Here is a 21,696-nt window from a genome sequence, read left to right on the forward strand (position 1 = left end):
AACGGACCAGCGATTCAGATTTCCAGGAAAGCCATGACCGAGCGCAGGACATCGGCACGATGCGCATCGCCAAGCGACATGGCGATATCGAGCTGATTGCGGTAATAGTCGTGGAAGTCGAAGCCGGTCTCGTCGGTGACTTGCGAAAGGTCGATCACCTGTCCCTGGGCATCGACCGCATGGTGCGGGAGTTCTTCCGACAGCGTGATATAGGTTTCCTGGTCGATCTTGCCGGCCTGATAGTTTTCAAGGGCGAGCGCGCGAAGGTCCCGCGGCGAGATCGCCGAGAAATCGACCGGCGATTCATCCGTTTCGGGCACCTGGAAGATAATCTGGCCGTGCCGGTTTTCCTGTTGCTCAGGTTTCTCGATCCTGTTGTTGTTTCGAGAATTTTCCCGTTGCAGCAAGTTGGCAGACCAGCGCAAGGAAGTGATTTCCATGGCTATATCCCGAGTCACCGGATACTACGGGAAAAGTACCTGCGGATGCTGCACCGCGTCAAATGGTTAATGACCGTTAATTGTTGTGCATGATTTCTTGCCGGAAATCGAAATGACCGAGCGCATACCCATTCCTGCCGCCTTCTCCTATATGAAATGAGACGCATCGTTCTGAAGGATATCTGCATGTCTTCCAATCTTCCGCTGAACCCCGCCCTCGTGGAATGGAACGGCCATCATGGACTGCCGCGTTTCGATCAGGTGAGGGACGAGGATTTCGCGCCCGGCTTCGATGCCGCGCTCGCCGCCCACGAGGCGGAGATCGATGCGATCGCCAACAATCCGCAGGAGCCGACATTCGAAAACACCGTCACGGCGCTGGAGATCGCCGGCGACGGGCTTTCGCGGGTTTCGGCGCTCTTCTGGGGCAAGGCCGGCGCTCATACGAACGAGACCATCCAGGCACTGGAGCGGGAGATCGCGCCGAAATTATCCCGCCATTATTCGAAGATCGGCACGAATGCCGCGCTTTTTTCGCGCATCGACACGCTGTGGGAGAAGCGCGGCGAGCTCGGCCTTACGGTTGAGCAGGAACGGGTGCTGGAGCGCCACTGGAAGGGCTTCGTGCGTGCCGGCGCCAAGCTCGAAAAGGCGGATCAGGAGCGGCTCGCGGATATCAACGAAAAGCTCGCGGGCCTCGGCGCGAAGTTCGGGCAGAACGTTCTCGGCGACGAGAAGAGCTGGTCGCTGAAGCTTTCAGAGGAAGCCGAGCTCGACGGCCTTCCGCCGTTCGTGCGCGACGCCATGGCGGCAGCCGCGCGCGAGCGGGGCGAGGCGGACGGTTATGTGGTGACGCTGTCGCGCTCGATCATCGAGCCTTTCCTGACCTTCTCCACGAGACGGGACCTGCGCGAGCAGGCTTTCAAGGCCTGGGCGGCGCGTGGGGAGAACTCCGGAGACACGAACAATCTCGGCATCGTCCGTGAGACGCTGGCGCTGCGCGCAGAGAAGGCGAAGCTGCTCGGATACGAGAATTTCGCGGCCTACAAGCTCGACAACACGATGGCCAAGACATCGGAAGCGGTCAACGCGCTGCTCCGTCAGGTCTGGGAAAAGGCCCGCTCCAAGGCGCTGGAGGAGGAAACGAGCCTCGGCGGCCTCATCGCCGAAGAAGGCAGGAACCACCCGGTCATGCCGTGGGACTGGCGTCACTATGCGGAAAAGCTTCGCGAGCGGCTGTTCAACTTCTCCGAATCCGAATTGAAACCCTATCTGCAGCTCGAAAAGGTGATCGAAGCCTGCTTCGACGTGGCCGGCCGGCTGTTCGGCATCACGGCCGTCGAGGTGAAGGGCGTTGCCGCCTATCATCCGGACGTGCGGGTTTTTGAAATCCGCGACAAGGACGGTGCGCTGAAGGCGCTCTTCCTCGGCGATTATTTCGCCCGGTCGTCCAAGCGGTCCGGCGCCTGGATGAGCTCCTTCCAGTCGCAGCACAAGCTGGCGCTGAAGAACGGCGCGAAGGGCGAGCTGCCGATCATCTACAACGTCTGCAATTTCGCCAAACCGGCCGAAGGCAAGCCGGCGCTGCTTTCGCTCGACGACGCCCGCACGCTGTTCCACGAATTCGGTCATGCGCTGCACGGCATGCTGTCGGATGTGACCTATCCCTCGGTTTCCGGAACCGGCGTCGCGCGCGACTTCGTCGAACTGCCCTCGCAGCTCTACGAGCACTGGCTGACCGTGCCGGAGATCCTTGAAAAATACGCCGTGCATTACGAGACCGGCGAGCCGATGCCGAAGGCGCTGCTCGACAAGGTGCTCGCCGCCCGCACCTTCAACGCCGGCTTCGCGACGGTGGAGTTCACCTCTTCCGCGCTGGTCGACATGGCCTTCCATACGCGCGGAGCGGTGGACGACCCGATGGCGGTGCAGAAGGAAGTGCTCGACGAGATCGGCATGCCGGCCTCGATCGTCATGCGCCACGCCACGCCGCATTTCCAGCACGTGTTCTCTGGCGACGGATACTCGGCCGGCTATTATTCCTACATGTGGTCGGAAGTGCTGGACGCGGACGCCTTCTCCGCCTTCGAGGAGACCGGCAATGCCTTCGATCCGGTCATGGCCCGCAAGCTCAAGAACAATATCTATTCCGTCGGCGGGTCGATCGATCCGGAGGAGACCTACAAGGCTTTCCGCGGCAAGCTTCCGGACCCTCAGGCCATGCTCAAGAAAAAGGGTCTGGCGATGGTGGAAGAGCTTGCCGGCAGCGACGCCTAGTTGAGTGGGTTTTCGGAAAGCCCGGGCCTGCTCTACCGATGGATGCGACAGGTTGTCGTCTCCTGTGTGAGCCCCGCCGGGCCTGTCACATGACTGTCACGGAACCTTAATAAGCAACCGGCATCGCCCCTCACCGATGCCGGTTCTTCCATGACGCCTCAGCCTCCAGCGACCGATGCCGCCGTCTCGACGGCCGGGGTGGAATTGCATTACGGTGCGACGCCGGTGCTGAAGGGCATCGACATATCGCTTGTCCGAGGCAAGACGCTGGCGCTGCTCGGGCCTTCCGGCTGCGGCAAGACCACGTTGCTGCGGCTCATCGCGGGGTTGCTGGCGCCGACCAGGGGTTCCGTCTCGATCGCCGGGCAAGTGGTCGCCGATGCCGCGACCGGCGCTTTCGCGCCGCCGGAGAAGCGCAATCTCGGCATGGTCTTCCAGGATTACGCGCTCTGGCCGCATCTGACGGTCGGCGGCAACGTCTCCTTTCCGCTTGAAATGCGCAGGCTGGGGAAGGCCGAGCGCCAGGGCCGGACGATGCGGGCGCTGGAACGCGTCGGCCTCGCCGCCTATGCGGACCGACGCCCCAGCGATCTTTCCGGCGGCCAGCAGCAGCGCGTGGCGATCGCCCGCGCCATCGTCGCGGAGCCGCAGCTCATCCTCTTCGACGAACCACTGTCCAATCTCGACCGGGAGCTGCGCGAAAACATGGTCGGCGAACTTGCCGAGCTGATCGCGAACCTCGGATTGACGGCGATCTATGTCACCCACGACCACAGCGAGGCCCTGACGCTGGCCGACGATGTCGCCGTGATGCGCAGCGGGCTGATCGAACAGCTCGCCTCCCCCGATGAGCTCATCGAAAAGCCCGCAACGCCGGAAGTGGCGGATTTCCTGCGGCTCGGCGGGATTGCCGACCTCGAACACCGCGACGGGGTCTGGGTCTTCAAAGGCAGCGACGTGGCGCTGCTCCGGGGAAGCGGCCATGCCGGCGCAACCGCGCGCGTCCTCATCCCCGTAGCCTCGATCACGCCCGGCGAGATTTCGCCCGGACGGCTCGCGGCAACGGTGCTGCGCTCGCAGTTCCGCGGCGATGGGCATCTGGCAACCGTCTCGCTCGTCGGACCCGCAGATATCGAGCTGCAGGTGCTCAGCCATACGAAGCTTCGGCCGGGCGAGGGCATCGGCCTTTCGATCGATCCGAAGCGGATCCGCTGGTTCGGCACACAAGTTCATTCATCCAAAGAGGAGAGTTTGGAACATGCTTAAATCATTGAAGAACATTACTTTCGGCGTTTTCGCCGCTGCCCTGATGGCGGGTGTCGCGCACGCCGACATCACCGTCTATACCGCCGGTCCGCAGAGCCTGATCGACAAGCTCTCGGCCGGCTTCACCAAGGAGACCGGCATCAAGGTCAACGTTTTCCAGGCGACCACGGGCAAGGTCATGGCCCGTATCGAAGCGGAAGCTTCGAACCCGGTCGTCGACGTTCTCGTCTCCGCTTCCTGGGATACCGCAACCGATTTCGCCAAGCGCGGCTGGCTCGTTTCCTACACCAGCCCGAATGCCGCCAAGGTGCCGGATTTCCTGAAGACGGAGACGGCCGTCGCGCAGGGCATTTCGGCGCTCGGCATCGCCTGGAACACCAAGAGTGGCACGCCGAAGCCGGCCGAATGGGCCGACCTCACGAAGCCGGAATACAAGGACCTCGTCAACATTCCGGACCCGGCCCAGTCCGGCTCGTCCTTCGAACTGACCGCCGCGCTCGCCGGCCAGGATAATTTCAAGGTCTTCAACGACCTGAAGGCCAACGGCGCGATCATCGCCGGTGCCAATGCCGAAGCGCTGAACCCGGTCCTGCAAGGCGCCAAGGCCGCCGTCTTCGGCGCTGTGGACTACATCACGCTCAATTCCAAGGCCAAGGGCGAGAATATCGACGTGATCTTCCCGGCTTCCGGCACGGTCATCGCGCCGCGTCCGGCGATGATCCTCAACTGGTCGAAGAACCAGGACGAGGCCAAGAAGTTCATCGACTACATGCTTTCCGACGAAGGCCAGAAGGCCGTCGCCGGCGAAATGCTGATGCCGGCCCGCACCGACATTCCGGCCAACCGTCCGCTGATCAGCGATCTGAAACTGCTGAAGTACGACACCGCCGCCGTCTACGGCAAGCGCAAGGAAACGCTGGCCGAGATCACCAAGATCTACGGCGGCAAGTAAGGACCGGTGAAATGAAGGCGAACGGTATCGGCGGTGCGGCCCCGGCCGCCTGGCTCGCGATCGCGGGACTGACCGTCGTCGTCGCCGTTCCCTTCGTCGCCGTGGTGCTGCAAGGCATCTTCCCCGATCTCGGACAGGGCTCGTTTTCGGGCCCTTTCTCCTCGTTCCTTTCGACGCTCGGCGACAGCGCACTGATCGGCATGGCGGGCAATACGATCCTGCTCGGCGGCTGCGTCGTGCTCGCTTCAGCCCTCGTCGCGGTGCCGCTCGGTGTCTTCCGGGCGCTCTACCGAATTCCCTTCGCGCCGGTCTGGGACGTCCTGCTGCTCGTCCCTTTCATGATCCCGCCCTATATCGCGACGCTCGGCTGGATCATGACGCTGCAGCCGCGCGGCTATCTGCAGCAGGTCGCGGGCTTCAATCTCGCACCCTTCCTCTTTTCCCTGTTCGGCATGACGCTCGTCATGGCGTTCAACACGTTTCCGGTAGTCTATTTCGCCGTCTCCCGCACCGTCGAGGCCGTCGGTGCCCGCTATGCGGATGTCGGCCGGGTGTTCGGCGCCACACCGGCGCGCGCCTTCTGGCGGATCACCCTGCCGCTTTCCGCCCCCGGTCTCGCCGCGAGCCTGATGCTCGTCTTCGCGGCGGCGATCGAGGAATACGGCACGCCGGCGGCACTCGGGCGCCGCGCCGGGTTTCAGGTGCTGGTCACCGGCATCGACTTGCGTATCACCGACTGGCCGATCGATCTTCCCGGTGCGGCGATCCTCTCCATTTTGCTCGTCGCCATGTCGCTGGTCACGTTCCTCGCGCAACGGTGGATCCTGTCGCGGCGGTCGTATCAGACGGTCGGCGGCAAGCCGACGGACAAGGACAAACGGCCGCTCGGTGCGCTGAAGATGCCGGTGATGATCGCCTTTGCCGTCGTTTCCTTCCTGGCGACGGGCGTTCCGCTTCTGGCGATCCTCGCGACCGCTCTGTCGCGGACGATTTCCGGCGGGCTGGCGCTCGACAATATCAGCCTCGCCAATTTCATCGCCGTCTTCAGCAACAGCGCCGGCGCGCTCTCGGCGCTCGTCAACAGTTTCTCGCTCGGCATCGGCACGGCGCTGATCACCGGTCTGGTCGGCGTGATGGCCGCCTACACGGTCGTGAAGACGAAAATCCGCGGCCGCATGGCGATCGACGTCATGACCATATTGCCGAACGCGCTGCCGGGCATCGTCGTGGCGGTGGGCCTGATCCTCGCCTGGAACATGCCGTGGCTGCCGGTGACGCCCTACAATACGGCCCTCATCCTGCTGCTTGCCTATTGCTGCATCCTGCTGCCCCAGCCGGTGCGCTACACGACCGCCGCCTTCCAGCAGATCGGCGACAATCTGGAGGCGGCGGCGCGGGTGTTCGGCGCGAGCGGCCTGACGGCCTTCCGGCGCATTCTCCTGCCGCTGGTCTTTCCGAGCCTTGCATCGGCCATGCTGCTCGTCTTCGCGCTCGCCTCGCGCGAACTGGTCGCCTCGGTGGTCATCGCGCCCGTCGGCATGCAGACGATCGCGACCTTCATCTGGCGGCAGTTCGAGCAGGGGTCGATCGGGCTCGGCATGGCCATGGCCTTCATCGCAATCCTCATCACCACGCTTCTGCCGCTGGCGCTCTTGATGCTCCTGCGACGCAGCGGCCTCGTGGCGGAATAGAACGTGTCGGCCGCTCGATTGCAATTATGGCGGCATCCCCTTTCGCAATTGCGAAAAAAAGGATATGAGCGCGCCAACGAAATATGGCGCGTCCTCCCGTTCATCGCGCCGCAGCCTCAGAGATCTTGAATATGGCACTTCGCAACATCGCGATTATCGCGCACGTTGACCATGGGAAAACGACCCTTGTCGACGAACTCCTGAAACAGTCCGGTTCGTTCCGCGAGAACCAGCGCGTCATGGAACGCGTGATGGATTCGAACGACATCGAAAAAGAGCGCGGCATCACCATCCTCGCCAAGGCGACTTCCATCGAGTGGAAGGACACGCGCATCAACATCGTCGACACGCCCGGCCACGCCGACTTCGGCGGCGAAGTCGAGCGCATCCTTTCGATGGTGGACGGCGCGATCGTTCTGGTCGACGCCGCCGAAGGCCCGATGCCGCAGACCAAGTTCGTGGTCGGCAAGGCGCTGAAGGTCGGCCTGCGCCCGATCGTGGCGATCAACAAGATCGACCGTCCGGATGCCCGCGCCGACGAAGTCGTCAACGAGGTGTTCGACCTCTTTGCCGCGCTCGACGCCACCGACGAGCAGCTCGACTTTCCGATCCTCTACGGTTCCGGCCGTGCCGGTTGGATGAATTTCGATCCGGCGGGCCCGACCGACGAAGGCCTGGCGCCGCTCCTCGACCTGGTGGTCAAGCACGTTCCCGAGCCGAAGGTCGAGGAAGGTCCGTTCCGGATGATCGGCACGATCCTCGAAGCCAACAACTTCCTTGGTCGCATCATCACCGGCCGCATCGCCTCCGGTTCGATCAAGCCGAACCAGAGCGTCAAGGTTCTCGGCCAGGATGGCAAGCTGATCGAGCAGGGCCGCATTTCCAAGATCCTCGCCTTCCGCGGCATCGAGCGCCAGCCGATCGAAGAAGCGCATGCGGGCGACATCGTCGCGATCGCCGGCCTTTCCAAGGGCACGGTCGCCGATACGTTCTGCGACCCGTCCGTGACGGAAGCCATGCAGGCACAGCCGATCGACCCGCCGACCGTCACCATGTCCTTCATCGTCAACGACAGCCCGCTCGCCGGTACCGAAGGCGACAAGGTGACCAGCCGCGTCATCCGCGACCGCCTGCTCAAGGAGGCCGAAGGCAATGTCGCGCTGAAGATCGAGGAAAGCGCCGACAAGGATTCGTTCTTCGTGTCCGGCCGCGGCGAACTTCAGCTCGCGGTGCTGATCGAGAACATGCGCCGCGAAGGCTTCGAGCTCGCCGTTTCGCGTCCGCGCGTCGTCATGCACAAGGACGAGACCGGCCAGCTCCTGGAGCCGGTCGAGGAAGTGCTGATCGACGTCGACGAGGAATATTCCGGCACGGTCGTGCAGAAGATGTCCGAGCGCAAGGCCGAGATGGTCGAGCTGCGCCCGTCGGGCGGCAACCGCGTCCGTCTGGTCTTCTACGCGCCGACCCGCGGCCTGATCGGCTACCAGTCCGAGCTTCTGACCGATACGCGCGGCACGGCGATCATGAACCGCCTGTTCCACAGCTACCAGCCGTACAAGGGCGAGATCGGCGGCCGCGTCAACGGCGTGCTGCTCGCCAACGAAGCCGGCGAAGCGGTGGCCTATGCGCTGTTCAACCTGGAAGACCGCGGCCCAATGATCATCGATGCCGGCGAGAAGGTCTATATGGGCATGATCATCGGCATCCATTCCCGTGACAACGACCTCGAAGTCAACGTGCTCAAGGGCAAGAAGCTGACGAACATCCGCGCTGCCGGCAAGGACGAGGCGGTGAAGCTGACGCCGCCGATCAGGATGACGCTGGAACGGGCGCTCTCCTGGATCCAGGACGACGAGCTCGTCGAGGTGACGCCGAAATCCATCCGCCTGCGCAAGATCTATCTCGATGCGAACGACCGCAAGCGTTACGAAAAGTCGAAGATCGCCGTAGGCTGATCCAGGCGCATTTGAGGCCCTCGAAAACCCCGGCAGCAATGCCGGGGTTTTTTCTTGTGCCTTGGCAAGGCACGGACTTGTGGCAAAGGTTAAAAAGGCGTTAACGTCCTCTCAGTCGTCCACATTAGAAGTCTGTGGGCAATCCGCCCTACCCCGAAAGGGGGAATGGCGGATCGGCCACGGCAGGACCTAAAGTAGCGTTATGAAGACGTTGTCGATCGATGTCCGCCGGGCGGAACCGGAAGATGCGCGAGCCATCTCGGAAGCGCACCGGGAGGCGTGGACCCAGGCCTATGCCGGGCTCATTCCTTACAAGCCGCTGACGCAGATGCTGGAGCGCCGGGGCGAGGCCTGGTGGCGGAAGGCGACGCGCGGCCCGGCGACATTGCTGGTTCTGGATGTCGCGGGCGAGATCGCCGGCTATGCGACGATCGGCCTGAACCGCGCCCGCGCCCTGCCGCAGGACGGAGAGATCTACGAGATCTATCTCCGTCCCGAATTCCAGGGCATCGGGCTCGGCCGGCGCCTGTTCGGCGAAAGCCGCCGGCTTCTAAAGTCGCTCGGCTGCGACGGGCTCGTCGTCTGGTGCCTCGAAGACAGCGAGCACGCGACGCGCTTCTTCCGCCGGCATGGCGGCGTGGATCTCGCCGAAGGCATGGAGGATTTCGGCGGCACGCAGCTCAGGAAGGTCGGCTTCGTCTGGCCTTGACCGAAAGGTCGCCCGAGATGGCGAGGCCTGGGTCGCCTTCTCATTTTGCAGCGCCGCGGGCGGGCTAACATTCAGCCCAAAGCCTTGTTGCTTTGCAGCATGATTCCCGCTATCCGACGCATAACTTTGTCGAACTGATCGAGGAAAAGAATGCGTATCGATGCGATTTCCGTTGGCAAGAATCCGCCTGATGACGTCAACGTCATCGTCGAAGTACCGGTCGGCGGTCATCCGATCAAGTACGAGATGGACAAGGAAGCAGGCGCGCTCGTCGTCGACCGCTTCCTCTACACGCCGATGACCTATCCGGGCAACTACGGCTTCGTGCCGCACACGCTGTCGGAAGACGGCGACCCGATCGACGTCCTCATCTGCAACACCCGCCCGCTCGTTCCGGGCTGCGTCATCAACGTCCGCCCGATCGGCGTGATGGTCATGGAGGACGACGGGGGCAAGGACGAAAAGATCCTTGCCGTGCCGGTGCCGAAGCTGACGCGCCGCTACGACAAGATCGCGAACTATTCCGACCTGCCGGAAATCACGCTGAAGCAGATCGAGCATTTCTTCGAGCACTACAAGGATCTCGAGCCCGGCAAGTGGGTCAAGATCGGCGGCTGGCAGGATGTCACCGTGGCGAAGAAGCTGATCCTCGAAGCCGTCGAGCGCTACAAGGCGCAGAAGTAAGCTTCAGCCCTTCGAGAGGGCCGTCAATTTCGCTTCCAGATCCTCCGGGTCGCCATCGATCCGGAGGATTTTTTTGCGCGCCGTTTCGCCGGAAACGATCGAGATGGAGGACTTGGGAAGACGAAGCGTTCCGGCGAGCAGCAGGATCAGCGCCTTGTTGGCCTTGCCGTCCTCCGGAACCGCCGTGACCCGCGCCTTCAGGAAGGTCTCGCCGTCGGCCGCAGTCTCCATGCCGTCGACGCTATTGCGGCCCGCGTTCGGCGTCAGCCGGACCGCGAGCCGCACATGATCGGAGTGCCTGCTATGCGGGGCGCTCAAGCGAACAGCGGGTAGATCGACGTCCACATCAGCGAACGGACGAAGAAGATGATCAGGAGGAGGATCACCGGCGAGATGTCGATGCCGCCGAGGTCCGGCATGAAGCGGCGGATGGGGCGAAGCGCCGGCTCGGTCACGTTGTAGAGGAAGCGCCCGATCGCGTCCACGAACTGGTTGCGCGAATTGATGACGTTGAAGGCATAGAGCCACGAAAAGATGGCGCTGGCGATCAGCACCCAGGTGTAAAGGTTCAAGGCCAAATCGATGGTCTGAAACAGGGCGAGCATTCACGTCTCCATTTCTTTGTTGACAGACATGTAGACATTGGCGAACTAACGGGCAAGTGCCGCCCACCGGCCTCGTCCGAATCATGTTTAACGTGCGGCGGGCGCGATGCCGGCTTCCGGGCCGGCTTCCGGCTTCGCTGAAAGTTGCTGTCCCATGTCCATTCCTGCCTCGGGCGATCGTTTCGCCGCCTTCCGGCATACGTCCTATACGCGTTTCTTCTTCGCCCGTTTCCTTTCCGCCTTTTCGATCCAGATCATCAGCGTCTCAGTCGGCTGGCAGATGTACGACGAGACGCGCAACCCGCTCTATCTCGGCCTGATCGGGCTTTTCCAGTTCCTGCCGTCGCTGCTCCTGATCCTCGTCACCGGATCGGTCGCCGACCGCTATAACCGCCGTGCCATCATGGCGATCTGCATGGTGGTCGGCGCGCTCTGCGCCGCTGCGCTTTTGTTGCTTACCGTCACGCATTCCTTCACGCCGTGGCTGGTCTTCGCGATCCTCATCGTCTTCGGCATCGAGCGTGCCTTCATGGGGCCGGCCGTGCAGTCGCTCGGGCCGAACCTGGTGCCGGAACAGGACCTGCCGAATGCGATCGCCTGGAATTCGTCGTCGTGGCAGACGGCGGCGATCCTCGGTCCGGTGGTCGGCGGCCTGCTTTATGGGGTCAGCGCCGTCGCCGCTTACATGGTCGCGTTCGTCTTCCTGGTGCTGGCCGGCCTTCTGGTCTTCATGATCCCGAAACCGGCGCAGAGGAATGCGGCCAACAAGGTGAGCTGGGGAGAAATCCTGGCCGGTTTCCGCTTCATCTCCGGCGAGAAGGTCGTGCTCGGCGCGATCTCGCTCGATCTGTTCGCGGTGCTGCTCGGCGGCGCCGTCGCGCTGATGCCGATCTTCGCGCGCGATATCCTGGATCTCGGTCCCTGGGGTCTCGGCATGCTGCGTGCGGCTCCCGGTGTCGGCGCGATCGCGGTGGCGATCTATCTTGCCTTCCACCCAATCCGTCATCATGCGGGATTGGCGATGTTCATCGGCGTGGCGCTCTTCGGGGCCGGCACGCTGATCTTCGGCCTGTCGGCCACCCCGTGGCTTTCCATTTCGGCGCTGATGCTGATGGGCGCTTCCGACATGATCTCGGTCTATGTGCGCGAGACGCTGATCGCGCTCTGGACGCCGGATGAAGTGCGCGGCCGCGTCAATGCGGTCAACATGGTCTTCGTCGGCGCGTCGAACGAGCTCGGCGAATTCCGCGCCGGCACCATGGCCTCGATCTTCGGCGCCGTGCCGGCGGTCGTCATCGGCGGGGTCGGCACGCTCGCGGTGGCGGTCATCTGGTCGCTCGGGTTCCCGAAGCTGCGCCGGATCGACAGCCTCGATGCGCCCGACCGCTGACGCCGGCGGTCAGCCGGCCTGAAGAGCCTGTCGGCGCGGCGTTTCGGTCCTCGCTCGCGCGGTTTCCGGACGTTCGAAGACGATGTCGAGGAAATTCCAGAGCCAGTCCTTCAACGGCGCATCGAAGATCATCCGGCCTTCGAGATGCTCGCGGCCCTTCTGGGCGTTCGGCATGATGAAGCGGTGTTCGCCGTGCACGACCCAGCGCTGCATCATGGCGCGCGTCAGTTCCGCATGGAACTGCAGGCCCCAGGCATTGTCGCCGCAGCGGATCGCCTGGTTCGGATAGGCATCGCCTTCGGCCAGAAGCTGGACCCCGCGAGGCGCGTCGAAGCCTTCCTTGTGAAAATGGTAGACCATCTTCGGCCAGTGCATCAGCAGCCGGCCATGCTCCGTCGGGCGCAGGGGATACCAGCCGATCTCGGTGAGGCCGTCCTTGTCCGGCGCAACGGTGCCGCCGAGATGCCGCACCATCATCTGCGCGCCGAGGCAGATGCCGAGAAAGGGCTTGTTCTCCTTGAGCGGAATGCCGATCCAGTCGATTTCCGCCTTCACGAAGGGATCCGGATCGTTGGCGCTCATCGGTCCGCCGAAGATGACGGCGCCGGAGTGGCCCGCCATGGTTTCCGGGAGCGGATCGCCCAGGACGGGACGGCGGATATCGAGGGGGAAACCTTTGTCGATGAGCATCTGGCCGACGCGGCCGGGCGAGGAGCGCTCCTGGTGCAGCACGATCAGCACGGGAAGCTTCTTGGTACGTCGGGAAGGAAGCATCAGCATTCTAAATCCTCAGTCTCCTCCCTGATCTCCTCCCGTTGCACGCGCCGCCGCCTGCTGGCGCTGCAGAACCCTGTCGCGCGCCGAGACGCCCAGAAGATCGGCGATCCTCCAGATCACATGATCTTCGATCTCGTTCCGCTGGCCGTCCGCATAGACGATGTCCCAGAGGATGCCGAGAAGTTCGATTCGATCCTCTTCGTTGACGAGATGCTTTCTAAGATCGGAAGTAAAACGGTAATAGTCAACCGCCTCGCTGCCGGCCTGGTGGCCGACCTCGATCAGAGCCTTCAGGCGGTCCTCGCCGAGATCGTAGCGCTCCCGCAGCAGATCGCGGAATTTTCGCTGCTCCTCTTCGGAGACGTTGCCGTCAGCCTCCATGACCTGGAAACAGAGCGCCACGAAGGCGACGCGCGGATCGTCCGGCGCGAACTCCTTCGAATGATGCGATGACGCAAGCGTATGGAGGAAGGCCTGAATGCGGTCGAGCATGTTGAGCGAGGCCTTCTCCGTCTCAGAAGAGCCGGAGCCTCGTCGGAGACTGCGCGGCATCGGGATCTTTCACACCCGGATCATCCGGCGGACGGCCGAAAAATGGAACCGGCTCCTCCTCACTTTCCGTCGTTTTTTCCGTCCCTGACTTCACATTCGCGGGTGCTGGTGTTTTTGCTGCAACAGCTAAGTCCTTCTTTGCGGGCTTTGCCGCTTCAGGCGAGGGGACGGCCTCGACGATGATCGGCCGCGGCGGTTCATCCGTCTTTGCTTCGCCGACCGGCGGCAGGCTGGCGATCGCCTCGTCGGCGGCGAGCGAACCTTCCTCGACCGGACCTTCCAGCTGGCCGAAGGGGGCCTTCCATTCGAAGGCATCGAGCCTTCCGGTGACCGGCGAAAGCGGCAGCCACTTTTCCGAAACGAAGCCGTCGGCAACCCAGGCCGGGTCGCGCGGGGCGCGCAGCGCCTGCGCCATCCAGTGGCGGACGCGGCCCTGATCCCCGGTTTCTCCCTCCTCGATGTCGGCCAGCAGAAGATAGGCGCTCTCGCGCGGCTCGATGCGGGCAGCGGCTTCCGCCTTGGCGCGCGCCTTCCTGAATTCCTGCGCATCGAGCGCGGCCTGCGCGACGGCCAGCAGCGATTCGACATTGTTCGGACGCAGCGCTTCGAGTTTCTCGGCGCGCTTCAAACGATCGACCGTGCTGTCGCCGCTGCGGGCACGGACATAGGTGTGGGCGATCTCCGGATGCGGCCCGAGCTTCCAGACGCCCTCCAAGGTCGAGGCCGCCTTGCGGACATTGTCCTCGCGCAGCCAGGCCTTGGCAGCGATGACGGCGGCGGGCACCAGATCCTTGGCAAGCTTCAGCGCCGCCATGGCATCGTCGCGGGCGCTCTTCGGATCGCCTTCCAGCCGGTCGCCGGCCTTGGCGGTCAGAAGCACGGCCTTCAAGCGGTCCGCCTTGGCCTTGTCGAGGACGTTGGCCATGCGCTGCTGGTCGAGCAGGCGGATCGCATCGTCCCAGCGGCCGGCCTGGCTGCGGGATTCGAGCGTCGCCTGGGCGGCCCAGGGCAGGTAGGGCGCGTGTTCGACGGCCTTTTCCGCATATTGCCGGGCCGCCTCGTTGGCTCCAAGCCGGCGCGCCTCCATGTAGAGGCCGCGCAGGCCGAGTTCGCGCGTTTCCGGATCCTCGGTCATCTGCTCGAATTTCTGGCGCGCTTCATCGTGCCTGCCTTCGATGAGCGCCGTCTGGGCTTCGAGCAGGTGGATCAACGGCTCCTGGTCGGCGCTCAAGAGGCCGCGGGTGCGCAGGCTCATCTTGCGGGCGAGCACCGAATTGCCGGCGCCGGCGGCGATGAGGCCGGTCGAAAGCGCCTGATAGCCGCGGTCGCGCTTGCGGGCGCGGAAGTAGCGGCGAACCGAATAGGGCGAGGTCCAGATCACGCCTGCGATCCACCAGAGGATCATCGCCACCGCCACCAGGGCGACCACGATCGTGGCGGCGACCATGATGCTCGTCTCGATGAGATGGTCCTGCCAGGTGATGGAGATGAGGCCGGGGCGATCGGCAAGCCAGGAGAAGCCCCAGCCGAGAGCCAGAACGACGACGAGGAAAAAGAAAAGTCTGATCATCCGGTTCCGTGGTCCTCAGCCTTGAGTGCCGGCGACGGCGCGCGTCAGCGTTCCGCCCACGAGATTTTCCACCTGAATGCGGGCATCGAGCTTCTGCCTGAAATCGCGCGAGACCGCCTTGGCAGGTTCCGGCAACGCGTCCCATTCGTGGGCGGCCGTCTGGAGGTCGCCTTTCTTCAGGCCTTCCTCCATGCGTGCCACGACGGCTTCCGGCGTATCGCCCTCGACATCGCCGACGCGGCGCACCTTGACGACGGACATGGCGGACGACAAAAGCCGCCCGGCAATGCCCTGGTTGGGGTCCGGCTGGACAGTGACGGCTTCCAGCATCGCATCGGCGACCCGCGGGAATTCCCGCTGCAGTTCGGCGCCGGAAGGCACGCCGGCCGCACCGAATTTCTGCAGCTCGGCGATGGCCGGATCATCGCCGGCGACGCTTGCGAAGGTCTGAAGCTCCGTCTCGAACGGTCCGCCGCGATCGATCGCCGCCTTCAGCGCGGCGGCAGCGACGGCGCGTGCCACCTGCTGTTCCGGCCCGCGGTCGTTGAGCTTTGCTTCGGCCGCACCGACTCGTTCCTCGAGCTGGACATTGTTGCCCGCGGTCGATTCGACGGCCGAGCGGAGGAGTGCTACGTCGTCTTTCAGGGCGGCAAGCGCCTGCTCGCTGGACGTATCCGGGGCTTTGGCCGAGGCTTCCAGCGCTGCGACGCGGTCGGCGAGAGCGGTATCCGGCGAGGCAGGCCGGTTTCTCAACGTCTCCAATTCCTGCCGCAGCGTCGCGATTTCGGAGGAAAGGGCGGATGTATCCGAAGCCGGGGCCGGGGCCGGCGTGGCGCCGGGAAGATAGCCTGCATATTGCATGCTGCCTGCGAGCAGCAATGCGACGATGCCGCCGAAAATGCCCGAAGCGACAAGCGTGGAGGTCGCGGGGCCGATGCGCTGGCGCCGCGCCGGCGTCGGCTCCGGTTCGGGGGCAACCGTCGCGGGTTCGGGCCGCCTCGGAGTTTCGGCCGCGGTTTCCGTGTCGAACGGCGGCTCCTCGGGCGCGGAGGGTTCCGGGACGGGTTCGTCAGTGGCGGAGGCCTCCTGCACAGGCTCCTCGGCAGGCTCGGCTTTTGCGGGCTCCTCGACGGTTTCCGATGCTTCCGCCGCCTGCTCGACCGGCGTTATCGGCTCGTCCGTGTCGTTGCTGCGGACCGGCTCCGCGACGGCATCCGATTCCTCGGCTGTGAGGTCGATCGTCACGGGTTCCTTCTCTGCCTTCGACCGGCGGGGCGGTTTTTCAGATACCATCTCGACCTCTTCTTGCATGCGCTCACGGAAAACTAGTCGGTGGGTGGTTGGAAGAAAAGGGGCGGGCGGGATTTTGCCGCGGCCCATCGGCTAAAGAAGGGCGAAAAGCCCGTCTTCGTCAGGGCGATCGGCGATCTTGATATTTCCATGAAAATTCTGCGGCACGGCATCCGCCACGTTGTCGCTGAGGCAAAGGAACCGCGTAGAGGCGAGAGCGGAGGCATGCGGTGCGGCAAGATCGGAAAAGAGCCTCGCGCTTTCCCGGGAATAGAGAAGCACCGCATCCGGCGGCGGGCGGAGCAAGATCCGGCGGACGGTGGTCCCATCATAGGCAACCGGCGCCATCTCATAGATTTCCGCCGTCGCGAAAGGCACTTTCCCGGCCTGCAATCCGTCTTCGAATGCCGCAGAGCGCGGCGTTCCGGTGAGATAGAGCACGGGAGCCGCAAGCGCAGGCGCTTCGCCTACGATGAGTTCGGCAAGCTCTGAGCCCGTGCCGGGCCCGGTTCGGACGCGAAAAAAGCCACTTTCCCTGGCGGCTTTCGCCGTCGCATCGCCAACCGCGTAGATCGTCTTGCCAAGATGCTGTGCAAGCTTTTCACCAAGGGAGGCAAGAACCCGCATCGCCTCGGCGCTGGTGACGGCCAGCGCGGCATGCGGCTGTTTCAGCGCCAGCTCCGCGGCTTGCGGATGATGGACGGCCCTGGTGAGCGGCAACAGAACCGGTTCGTGACCGAGGCCCCGCAGCCGTTCGGCCGTCCGGCGGGCGGAGTTTTCCGGGCGGGTGACGAAGACCCGCAAGGGCTCAGCTCCAGCTCTCGAAGAAGCCGGAGCCGGCGGCGGCCCGCACGGCTTCGCCCGCCTGGCGGCCGAGCGTCTCGGCCTCGGTGCGCTTCCCCTCCACCTCGATCGAATGCTCCTTCCGCCCGTCGGGCGTCAGGATCAGGCCTAAGAATTTCAGGCGGTCGCCTTCGCAGACGGCGTAACCGCCGATCGGCGTGCGACAGGAGCCGTCGAGGGCCGCAAGGAAAGCGCGCTCGCAGGAAACCGCGTCATGGGTCGGCCGGTCGTTGATCGGGTCGAGCAGGGTGTCGATCCCGGCGTCGCCGATGCGGCTTTCGACGCAGATCGCGCCTTGCGCCGGGGCGGGCGGGAAGTCGGCGGGATCGAGAAGTTCGGTGACGACGTCTTCCTTGGAGAGGCGTTTCAGGCCGGCATAGGCGAGCAGGGTGGCGTCCACCTGGCCCTCGTTCAGTTTGCGGAGCCGGGTATCGACGAGCCCGCGGAAGGTGATGACGCTGATATCCGGGCGGATGCGGCGGATCAGCGCCTGGCGGCGGAGAGAGGACGATCCCACGGTGGCGCCGTCGGGAAGGGCCGTCAGCGTCGGCGCGGTGCGCCCGATGAAAGCGTCGCGAAAATCCTCGCGCGGCAGATAGGCGGTCAATTTCAGTCCGTCGGGAAGCCTGGTCGGCATGTCTTTGGAGGAGTGCACGGCGAAGTCGAGATCGCCGGAGAGAAGTCCCTCCTCGAGTTCCTGGGTGAAAAGGCCCTTGCCGCCAAGTTCGCTCAAAGAGCGATCGGTGATGCGGTCGCCGGTCGTCGACAGGACGACGATTTCGAACATTTCCTCCGGCAAACCATGCGCGGCCATCAGCCGGGCGCGCGTTTCGGAAGCCTGGGCGAGCGCCAGCGGGCTCCCCCGCGTGCCGATCCGGAAAGGTTTTGTTTGCATCCGCGTCATTCCATTGTTACCGGAGGCTTCGTAGACCGGATTATCCGGCATCGCAATCAACGAAGTCGGACCCATTGTCCCATGGCGACCTTTCTTCGCATCCTCGGCATCGAAACCAGCTGCGACGAGACCGCGGCGGCGGTCGTCGCGCGCCATGAGGACGGCCGCGGCGAAATCCTCTCCGACGTGGTGCTGTCGCAGCTCGACGAGCATAGCATGTATGGTGGCGTCGTGCCGGAGATCGCCGCACGCGCCCATGTGGAGGCGCTGGACGGGCTGGTCGAGGAGGCGCTTCACCGCGCGGACGTCTCGCTCGACGAGATCGATGCGGTGGCGGCGACGTCCGGGCCTGGCCTGATCGGCGGTCTGATCGTCGGCCTGATGACGGCGAAGGCGATCGCGCGCGCCGCCGGCAAGCCGCTGCTGGCCATCAACCATCTCGAAGGCCATGCGCTGACGGCCCGGCTCACGGACGGGTTGTCCTTCCCCTATCTGATGCTGCTCGTTTCCGGCGGGCATACGCAGCTCGTGCTGGTGCGCGGCGTCGGCGAATACGAGCGCTGGGGGACGACGATCGACGACGCGCTGGGCGAAGCCTTCGACAAGACGGCGAAGCTGCTCGGCCTGCCTTATCCCGGCGGCCCGGCCGTCGAGAAGGCGGCGCAGACCGGCAATCCGGACCGGTTCTCCTTCCCGCGGCCGCTGGTCGGGGAGGCGCGGCTCGACTTTTCCTTTTCGGGTCTGAAGACGGCAGTCCGCCAGGCCGCGACAGAGATCGCGCCGCTTTCCGATCAGGATGTCGCCGATATCTGCGCCTCGTTCCAGAAGGCGATTTCCCGCACGCTGCGCGACCGGATCGGCCGCGGGCTGGTGCGGTTCAAGCAGGAATTCGCCAATCTCGACGTCGATCCGGCGCTTGTCGTGGCGGGAGGCGTCGCCGCCAACCAGGAAATCCGCCGGACGCTGCAGGAACTCTGCCTGGAGCATGGTTTCCGGTTCATCGCCCCGCCGCTCAGGCTCTGCACGGACAACGCGGCGATGATCGCCTGGGCGGGGCTCGAACGCCTTGCGGAGGATTTTCCGGCCGATCCGCTGGAAGTCGCGCCGCGTTCCCGCTGGCCGCTCGATAAGGATGCCCAAGCCCTGCTCGGCTCCGGCAAGCGGGGTGCCAAGGCATGAGCGGTCAGGAACGTATCGTGGTCATCGGGGCCGGTGCTTTCGGCACGGCGCTCGCGGCCGTCATTGCGCTGGAAGGCCGGCATCCGGTGACGCTGGTCGGCCGCGATCCCTCCCTGATGAGCGACCTGCGCGACGACCGGGTGCACAACGCCTCGCTGCCGGGCGTGCCCCTGCCGGATGCGCTTGAGTTTTCCGCCGAGCCGGACGCGATCGGCGAGGCGAGCCTCGTGCTCTTTGCCATGCCCTCGCAGGCGCAGGCGGATGCGGCAAGACACTATGGTCCTTACCTGGCTAAGGACGCGGTCGTCGTCACCTGTGCCAAGGGGATCGACAAGGCCTCCGGCCGGTTGCTGACGGAGGTGCTGGAGGCGGACCTGCCGCATCACCCGGTTGCCGTTCTTTCCGGTCCCGGCTTTGCGGCCGATATCGCGCGGGGGCTGCCGACCGCGATGGCGCTCGCCGCTCCGGATCAGGCTCTGGCCGAGCGGCTCGCCAATGCGCTATCCGGCCGGACCTTTCGCCTCTACGCCTCGACCGACCGGATCGGCGTGCAGCTCGGCGGCGCATTGAAGAACGTGCTGGCGATCGCCTGCGGCATCGTCGAGGGGGCGGGGCTCGGGGACTCGGCGCGGGCCGCGCTGATCTCGCGCGGGCTTGCGGAAATGTCGCGGCTGGTCGAAGCGATGGGCGGCAGGGCCGATACGGTGCGCGGGCTTTCCGGCCTTGGAGACCTCGTGCTCACCGGCACCAGCCATCAGTCGCGCAACCTCCGTTTCGGCATTTCATTGGGCCATGGCGAACCGGCCGATACGGTGGGCGGGCCGCTGGTCGAAGGGGCCTTCGCGGCGTCCGTCGCAGCGCAGCTTGGCCAGAAATTTTCCGTTGAGCTGCCGATCACCGATGCGGTGGCGGCGATCATCGACGGCAACCTCGACATCCGCACGGCCATGGAACGGCTGATGACCCGGCCGATCACCACGGAATAACGATAGTTTAGTTAATCGCGCATCTTGTCCGAAAACCGCCTCACACTTTCGGGATGCGCTCTTAGGAGAGACCGATGCTGTTTGCCTTCCTCTGCACCGACAAGCCAGGACATCTGAACGTCCGCATGGAAACCCGTCCGACGCATGTGGAGCATCTCAATAAGCTCAATGCCCAGGGTACGCTGAAGTTCGCGGGTCCCTTCCTCGACGACGAAGGCAAGCCGAACGGCAGCCTCGTGGTGGTGGAAGCCGCAGACATGGCCGCCGCCCGGGCGATCGCCGAAGCAGATCCCTATTACCTTGCCGGCCTGTTCGAGAAGGTCGAGGTCAAGGCCTGGAACTGGGTCTTCAACAAGCCGGCGGAGTGAGGCGACAGATGGCGTACTGGCTTTACAAATCCGAGCCTTCCTCCTGGTCCTGGGAACAGCAGAAGGCCGCCGGGAGCAAGGGCACCGAATGGACCGGCGTGCGCAACTATCTGGCGCGCAACAACATGCGGGCCATGAAGATCGGCGACAAGGGCTTCTTCTATCATTCGAACGACGGGCTGGAGATCGTCGGCATCGTCGAGGTCTGCGCGCTGTCGCATCCCGATTCGACCGCCAAGGACGATCCGCGCTGGGACTGCGTCGATATCCGCGCCGTGACGGACATGCCGAAGCCGGTGACGCTGAAGGACATCAAGGCCAACCCGAAATTCGAGAAGATGTCGCTGGTAACGTCGATGCGGCTTTCCGTGCAGCCGGTGACGGACGAGGAATATTTCGAGATCTGCAGGCTCGGCGGTCTCGACAATCCGCCGCGTTCTCCGGACTGAGGAAGCCTTGAAGACCGATCCGCGGACCTTCATCCTCGAAAACACCGATCTCATGCGGCCGCCGCATGTGCCGGAAATCCGGCTGCATCTCGCGAGCGAGGCGGATGAACTCTGGCTGAAGACGGAAGAGGATCTGGAAGAGCTCGGTCTGCCGCCGCCCTTCTGGGCGTTCGCCTGGGCGGGCGGGCAGGGGCTCGCCCGCTACATTCTCGACCATCCGGAAACGGTCGCCGGGAAATGGGTGCTGGATTTCGCCAGCGGTTCCGGACTGGTGGCGATCGCGGCGAAGCTTGCGGGCGCGGCGGATGTGCTGGCGGCGGATATCGACCCGTGGACGGAGAGCGCCGTCGCGATGAATGCGGCCGAGAACGGCGTCGACATCCGGTTCACCGCGGAGAATCAGATCGGCAGGGCCGTCGAGGCGGATGTCGTTCTTGCCGGGGACGTCTTTTACGACCATGCGTTTGCCGATGCTATCGTGCCGTGGTTCGGGCGGCTTGCCGGCGAGGGGAAGCTGGTACTCGTCGGTGATCCGGGGCGGAGCTATTGCCCGAAGGACCGGCTGGAGCAGCTTGCCGTCTATGAAGTGCCGGTGACGCGGGCGCTGGAGGACAGCGAGGTCAAAAGGACGACGGTCTGGCGGTTTGTTTAGGGGAGCGTGCGGCGTTTCGGGTGGCTAAGGCGTGCCGTGTCAGCCCCCCTCTGGCCTGCCGGCCATCTCCCCCACGGGTGGGGAGATCGGATGGGCGCGCCCGCTTCCCCAAACAACAGAGTTGCTGCCCGGTAGATACAGAATGAGGTGGGAAACCCGTGCCGCT

The 21,696-nt window shown here is 64.4% G+C and carries 22 protein-coding genes; 13 read left to right on the forward strand and 9 right to left on the reverse strand.

The features are described 5' to 3' along the window. Positions 1-14: 14 nt before the first annotated feature. Positions 15-440 carry a hypothetical protein gene (locus tag QTA58_RS11135; RefSeq protein WP_085419689.1) on the reverse strand — a complete coding sequence of 142 codons (426 nt, stop codon included), beginning with the start codon at positions 438-440 and terminating at the stop codon, positions 15-17. Between the two features lie 186 nt (positions 441-626). Between QTA58_RS11135 and QTA58_RS11140 the strand changes: the two genes are divergently transcribed. The 7 genes from QTA58_RS11140 to ppa all read left to right on the forward strand — a co-directional run bounded on the left by QTA58_RS11140 (position 627) and on the right by ppa (position 9,974). After that, positions 627-2,717 carry a M3 family metallopeptidase gene (locus QTA58_RS11140; protein ID WP_289672803.1) on the forward strand — a complete coding sequence of 697 codons (2,091 nt, stop codon included), beginning with the start codon at positions 627-629 and terminating at the stop codon, positions 2,715-2,717. A 150-nt stretch (positions 2,718-2,867) separates the two neighbouring features. Then, a complete protein-coding gene (locus QTA58_RS11145; RefSeq protein WP_289672804.1) occupies positions 2,868-3,983 on the forward strand; it encodes an ABC transporter ATP-binding protein in 1,116 nt (371 codons plus the stop codon). Further along, complete coding sequence (locus QTA58_RS11150; RefSeq protein ID WP_289672805.1) at positions 3,976-4,935, forward strand: extracellular solute-binding protein; 960 nt, start codon at positions 3,976-3,978, stop codon at positions 4,933-4,935. The genes QTA58_RS11145 and QTA58_RS11150 overlap by 8 nt, the downstream gene beginning before the upstream one ends. 11 nt (positions 4,936-4,946) lie before the next feature. Further along, entirely contained in the window at positions 4,947-6,626 is a 1,680-nt protein-coding gene (locus QTA58_RS11155; RefSeq protein WP_289672806.1) for an iron ABC transporter permease, read from the forward strand. Between the two features lie 131 nt (positions 6,627-6,757). Beyond that, a complete protein-coding gene (typA, locus tag QTA58_RS11160; protein WP_289672808.1) occupies positions 6,758-8,581 on the forward strand; it encodes a translational GTPase TypA in 1,824 nt (607 codons plus the stop codon). A 202-nt stretch (positions 8,582-8,783) separates the two neighbouring features. Then, positions 8,784-9,290 carry a GNAT family N-acetyltransferase gene (locus QTA58_RS11165; RefSeq protein WP_289672809.1) on the forward strand — a complete coding sequence of 169 codons (507 nt, stop codon included), beginning with the start codon at positions 8,784-8,786 and terminating at the stop codon, positions 9,288-9,290. Between the two features lie 150 nt (positions 9,291-9,440). Further along, positions 9,441-9,974, forward strand: a complete 534-nt coding sequence (gene ppa / locus QTA58_RS11170) for an inorganic diphosphatase (protein WP_289672810.1) — start codon at positions 9,441-9,443, stop codon at positions 9,972-9,974. Positions 9,975-9,977: 3 nt separating this feature from the next. Here ppa and QTA58_RS11175 read toward each other — a convergent pair whose 3' ends face one another. Both QTA58_RS11175 and QTA58_RS11180 read right to left on the reverse strand, forming a co-directional pair. Further along, positions 9,978-10,292: a DUF167 domain-containing protein gene (locus tag QTA58_RS11175; RefSeq protein WP_289672812.1), complete on the reverse strand. Its 315-nt coding sequence runs from the start codon at positions 10,290-10,292 to the stop codon at positions 9,978-9,980. Further along, complete coding sequence (locus QTA58_RS11180) at positions 10,289-10,579, reverse strand: YggT family protein (RefSeq protein ID WP_085419682.1); 291 nt, start codon at positions 10,577-10,579, stop codon at positions 10,289-10,291. The genes QTA58_RS11175 and QTA58_RS11180 overlap by 4 nt, the downstream gene beginning before the upstream one ends. Positions 10,580-10,733: 154 nt before the next feature. Here QTA58_RS11180 and QTA58_RS11185 point away from each other — a divergent pair, with 154 nt between their 5' ends. After that, complete coding sequence (locus QTA58_RS11185) at positions 10,734-11,969, forward strand: MFS transporter (RefSeq protein ID WP_289672813.1); 1,236 nt, start codon at positions 10,734-10,736, stop codon at positions 11,967-11,969. Between the two features lie 9 nt (positions 11,970-11,978). Here QTA58_RS11185 and QTA58_RS11190 read toward each other — a convergent pair whose 3' ends face one another. The 6 genes from QTA58_RS11190 to hemC all read right to left on the reverse strand — a co-directional run bounded on the left by QTA58_RS11190 (position 11,979) and on the right by hemC (position 17,896). Then, positions 11,979-12,749: a glutamine amidotransferase gene (locus QTA58_RS11190; protein ID WP_289672815.1), complete on the reverse strand. Its 771-nt coding sequence runs from the start codon at positions 12,747-12,749 to the stop codon at positions 11,979-11,981. Positions 12,750-12,758: 9 nt separating this feature from the next. Continuing rightward, positions 12,759-13,238 (reverse strand): TerB family tellurite resistance protein, encoded by a 480-nt coding sequence (locus QTA58_RS11195; RefSeq protein ID WP_085419679.1) that lies wholly within the window; start codon positions 13,236-13,238, stop codon positions 12,759-12,761. 22 nt (positions 13,239-13,260) lie between these two features. Then, entirely contained in the window at positions 13,261-14,868 is a 1,608-nt protein-coding gene (locus QTA58_RS11200; protein WP_289672817.1) for a heme biosynthesis protein HemY, read from the reverse strand. Between the two features lie 15 nt (positions 14,869-14,883). After that, positions 14,884-16,161, reverse strand: a complete 1,278-nt coding sequence (locus QTA58_RS11205; protein ID WP_289672819.1) for a mitofilin family membrane protein — start codon at positions 16,159-16,161, stop codon at positions 14,884-14,886. Positions 16,162-16,251: 90 nt separating this feature from the next. Next, complete coding sequence (locus QTA58_RS11210) at positions 16,252-16,962, reverse strand: uroporphyrinogen-III synthase (RefSeq protein ID WP_289672821.1); 711 nt, start codon at positions 16,960-16,962, stop codon at positions 16,252-16,254. Between the two features lie 4 nt (positions 16,963-16,966). Beyond that, on the reverse strand, positions 16,967-17,896 hold the full coding sequence (hemC, locus tag QTA58_RS11215; protein ID WP_289672823.1) for a hydroxymethylbilane synthase: 930 nt from the start codon (positions 17,894-17,896) through the stop codon (positions 16,967-16,969). 81 nt (positions 17,897-17,977) lie between these two features. On the opposite strand from hemC, the gene tsaD reads away from it, so the two are divergent. The 5 genes from tsaD to QTA58_RS11240 all read left to right on the forward strand — a co-directional run bounded on the left by tsaD (position 17,978) and on the right by QTA58_RS11240 (position 21,530). Then, entirely contained in the window at positions 17,978-19,075 is a 1,098-nt protein-coding gene (gene tsaD / locus QTA58_RS11220) for a tRNA (adenosine(37)-N6)-threonylcarbamoyltransferase complex transferase subunit TsaD (RefSeq protein WP_085419675.1), read from the forward strand. Beyond that, positions 19,072-20,061, forward strand: coding sequence for an NAD(P)H-dependent glycerol-3-phosphate dehydrogenase (locus QTA58_RS11225; RefSeq protein WP_289672825.1), 990 nt, complete (start codon positions 19,072-19,074; stop codon positions 20,059-20,061). The genes tsaD and QTA58_RS11225 overlap by 4 nt, the downstream gene beginning before the upstream one ends. A gap of 74 nt (positions 20,062-20,135) precedes the next feature. Beyond that, a complete protein-coding gene (locus QTA58_RS11230; RefSeq protein ID WP_289672827.1) occupies positions 20,136-20,429 on the forward strand; it encodes a YciI-like protein in 294 nt (97 codons plus the stop codon). 8 nt (positions 20,430-20,437) lie between these two features. Beyond that, positions 20,438-20,878 (forward strand): EVE domain-containing protein, encoded by a 441-nt coding sequence (locus tag QTA58_RS11235; RefSeq protein WP_085419672.1) that lies wholly within the window; start codon positions 20,438-20,440, stop codon positions 20,876-20,878. Positions 20,879-20,885: 7 nt separating this feature from the next. Continuing rightward, positions 20,886-21,530: a methyltransferase gene (locus tag QTA58_RS11240; protein WP_289672829.1), complete on the forward strand. Its 645-nt coding sequence runs from the start codon at positions 20,886-20,888 to the stop codon at positions 21,528-21,530. Positions 21,531-21,696 lie beyond the last annotated feature (166 nt).

Origin of the sequence: Neorhizobium sp. CSC1952 (assembly GCF_030378245.1) — a bacterium.
GTDB classification, from domain to species: Bacteria; Pseudomonadota; Alphaproteobacteria; order Rhizobiales; family Rhizobiaceae; genus Neorhizobium; species Neorhizobium oryzae_A.

Excerpts from the sequence above, each read along its gene's own strand:
- QTA58_RS11135 (WP_085419689.1), bottom strand. The coding sequence starts at position 440 with ATGGAAATCACTTCCTTGCGCTGGTCTGCCAACTTGCTGCAACGGGAA.
- QTA58_RS11140 (WP_289672803.1), top strand. The coding sequence starts at position 627 with ATGTCTTCCAATCTTCCGCTGAACCCCGCCCTCGTGGAATGGAACGGC.
- QTA58_RS11145 (WP_289672804.1), top strand. The coding sequence starts at position 2,868 with ATGACGCCTCAGCCTCCAGCGACCGATGCCGCCGTCTCGACGGCCGGG.
- QTA58_RS11150 (WP_289672805.1), top strand. The coding sequence starts at position 3,976 with ATGCTTAAATCATTGAAGAACATTACTTTCGGCGTTTTCGCCGCTGCC.
- QTA58_RS11155 (WP_289672806.1), top strand. The coding sequence starts at position 4,947 with ATGAAGGCGAACGGTATCGGCGGTGCGGCCCCGGCCGCCTGGCTCGCG.
- typA (WP_289672808.1), top strand. The coding sequence starts at position 6,758 with ATGGCACTTCGCAACATCGCGATTATCGCGCACGTTGACCATGGGAAA.
- QTA58_RS11165 (WP_289672809.1), top strand. The coding sequence starts at position 8,784 with ATGAAGACGTTGTCGATCGATGTCCGCCGGGCGGAACCGGAAGATGCG.
- ppa (WP_289672810.1), top strand. The coding sequence starts at position 9,441 with ATGCGTATCGATGCGATTTCCGTTGGCAAGAATCCGCCTGATGACGTC.
- QTA58_RS11180 (WP_085419682.1), bottom strand. The coding sequence starts at position 10,579 with ATGCTCGCCCTGTTTCAGACCATCGATTTGGCCTTGAACCTTTACACC.
- QTA58_RS11185 (WP_289672813.1), top strand. The coding sequence starts at position 10,734 with ATGTCCATTCCTGCCTCGGGCGATCGTTTCGCCGCCTTCCGGCATACG.
- QTA58_RS11190 (WP_289672815.1), bottom strand. The coding sequence starts at position 12,749 with ATGCTGATGCTTCCTTCCCGACGTACCAAGAAGCTTCCCGTGCTGATC.
- QTA58_RS11195 (WP_085419679.1), bottom strand. The coding sequence starts at position 13,238 with ATGCTCGACCGCATTCAGGCCTTCCTCCATACGCTTGCGTCATCGCAT.
- QTA58_RS11200 (WP_289672817.1), bottom strand. The coding sequence starts at position 14,868 with ATGATCAGACTTTTCTTTTTCCTCGTCGTCGTTCTGGCTCTCGGCTGG.
- QTA58_RS11205 (WP_289672819.1), bottom strand. The coding sequence starts at position 16,161 with ATGGTATCTGAAAAACCGCCCCGCCGGTCGAAGGCAGAGAAGGAACCC.
- hemC (WP_289672823.1), bottom strand. The coding sequence starts at position 17,896 with ATGCAAACAAAACCTTTCCGGATCGGCACGCGGGGGAGCCCGCTGGCG.
- tsaD (WP_085419675.1), top strand. The coding sequence starts at position 17,978 with ATGGCGACCTTTCTTCGCATCCTCGGCATCGAAACCAGCTGCGACGAG.
- QTA58_RS11225 (WP_289672825.1), top strand. The coding sequence starts at position 19,072 with ATGAGCGGTCAGGAACGTATCGTGGTCATCGGGGCCGGTGCTTTCGGC.
- QTA58_RS11230 (WP_289672827.1), top strand. The coding sequence starts at position 20,136 with ATGCTGTTTGCCTTCCTCTGCACCGACAAGCCAGGACATCTGAACGTC.
- QTA58_RS11235 (WP_085419672.1), top strand. The coding sequence starts at position 20,438 with ATGGCGTACTGGCTTTACAAATCCGAGCCTTCCTCCTGGTCCTGGGAA.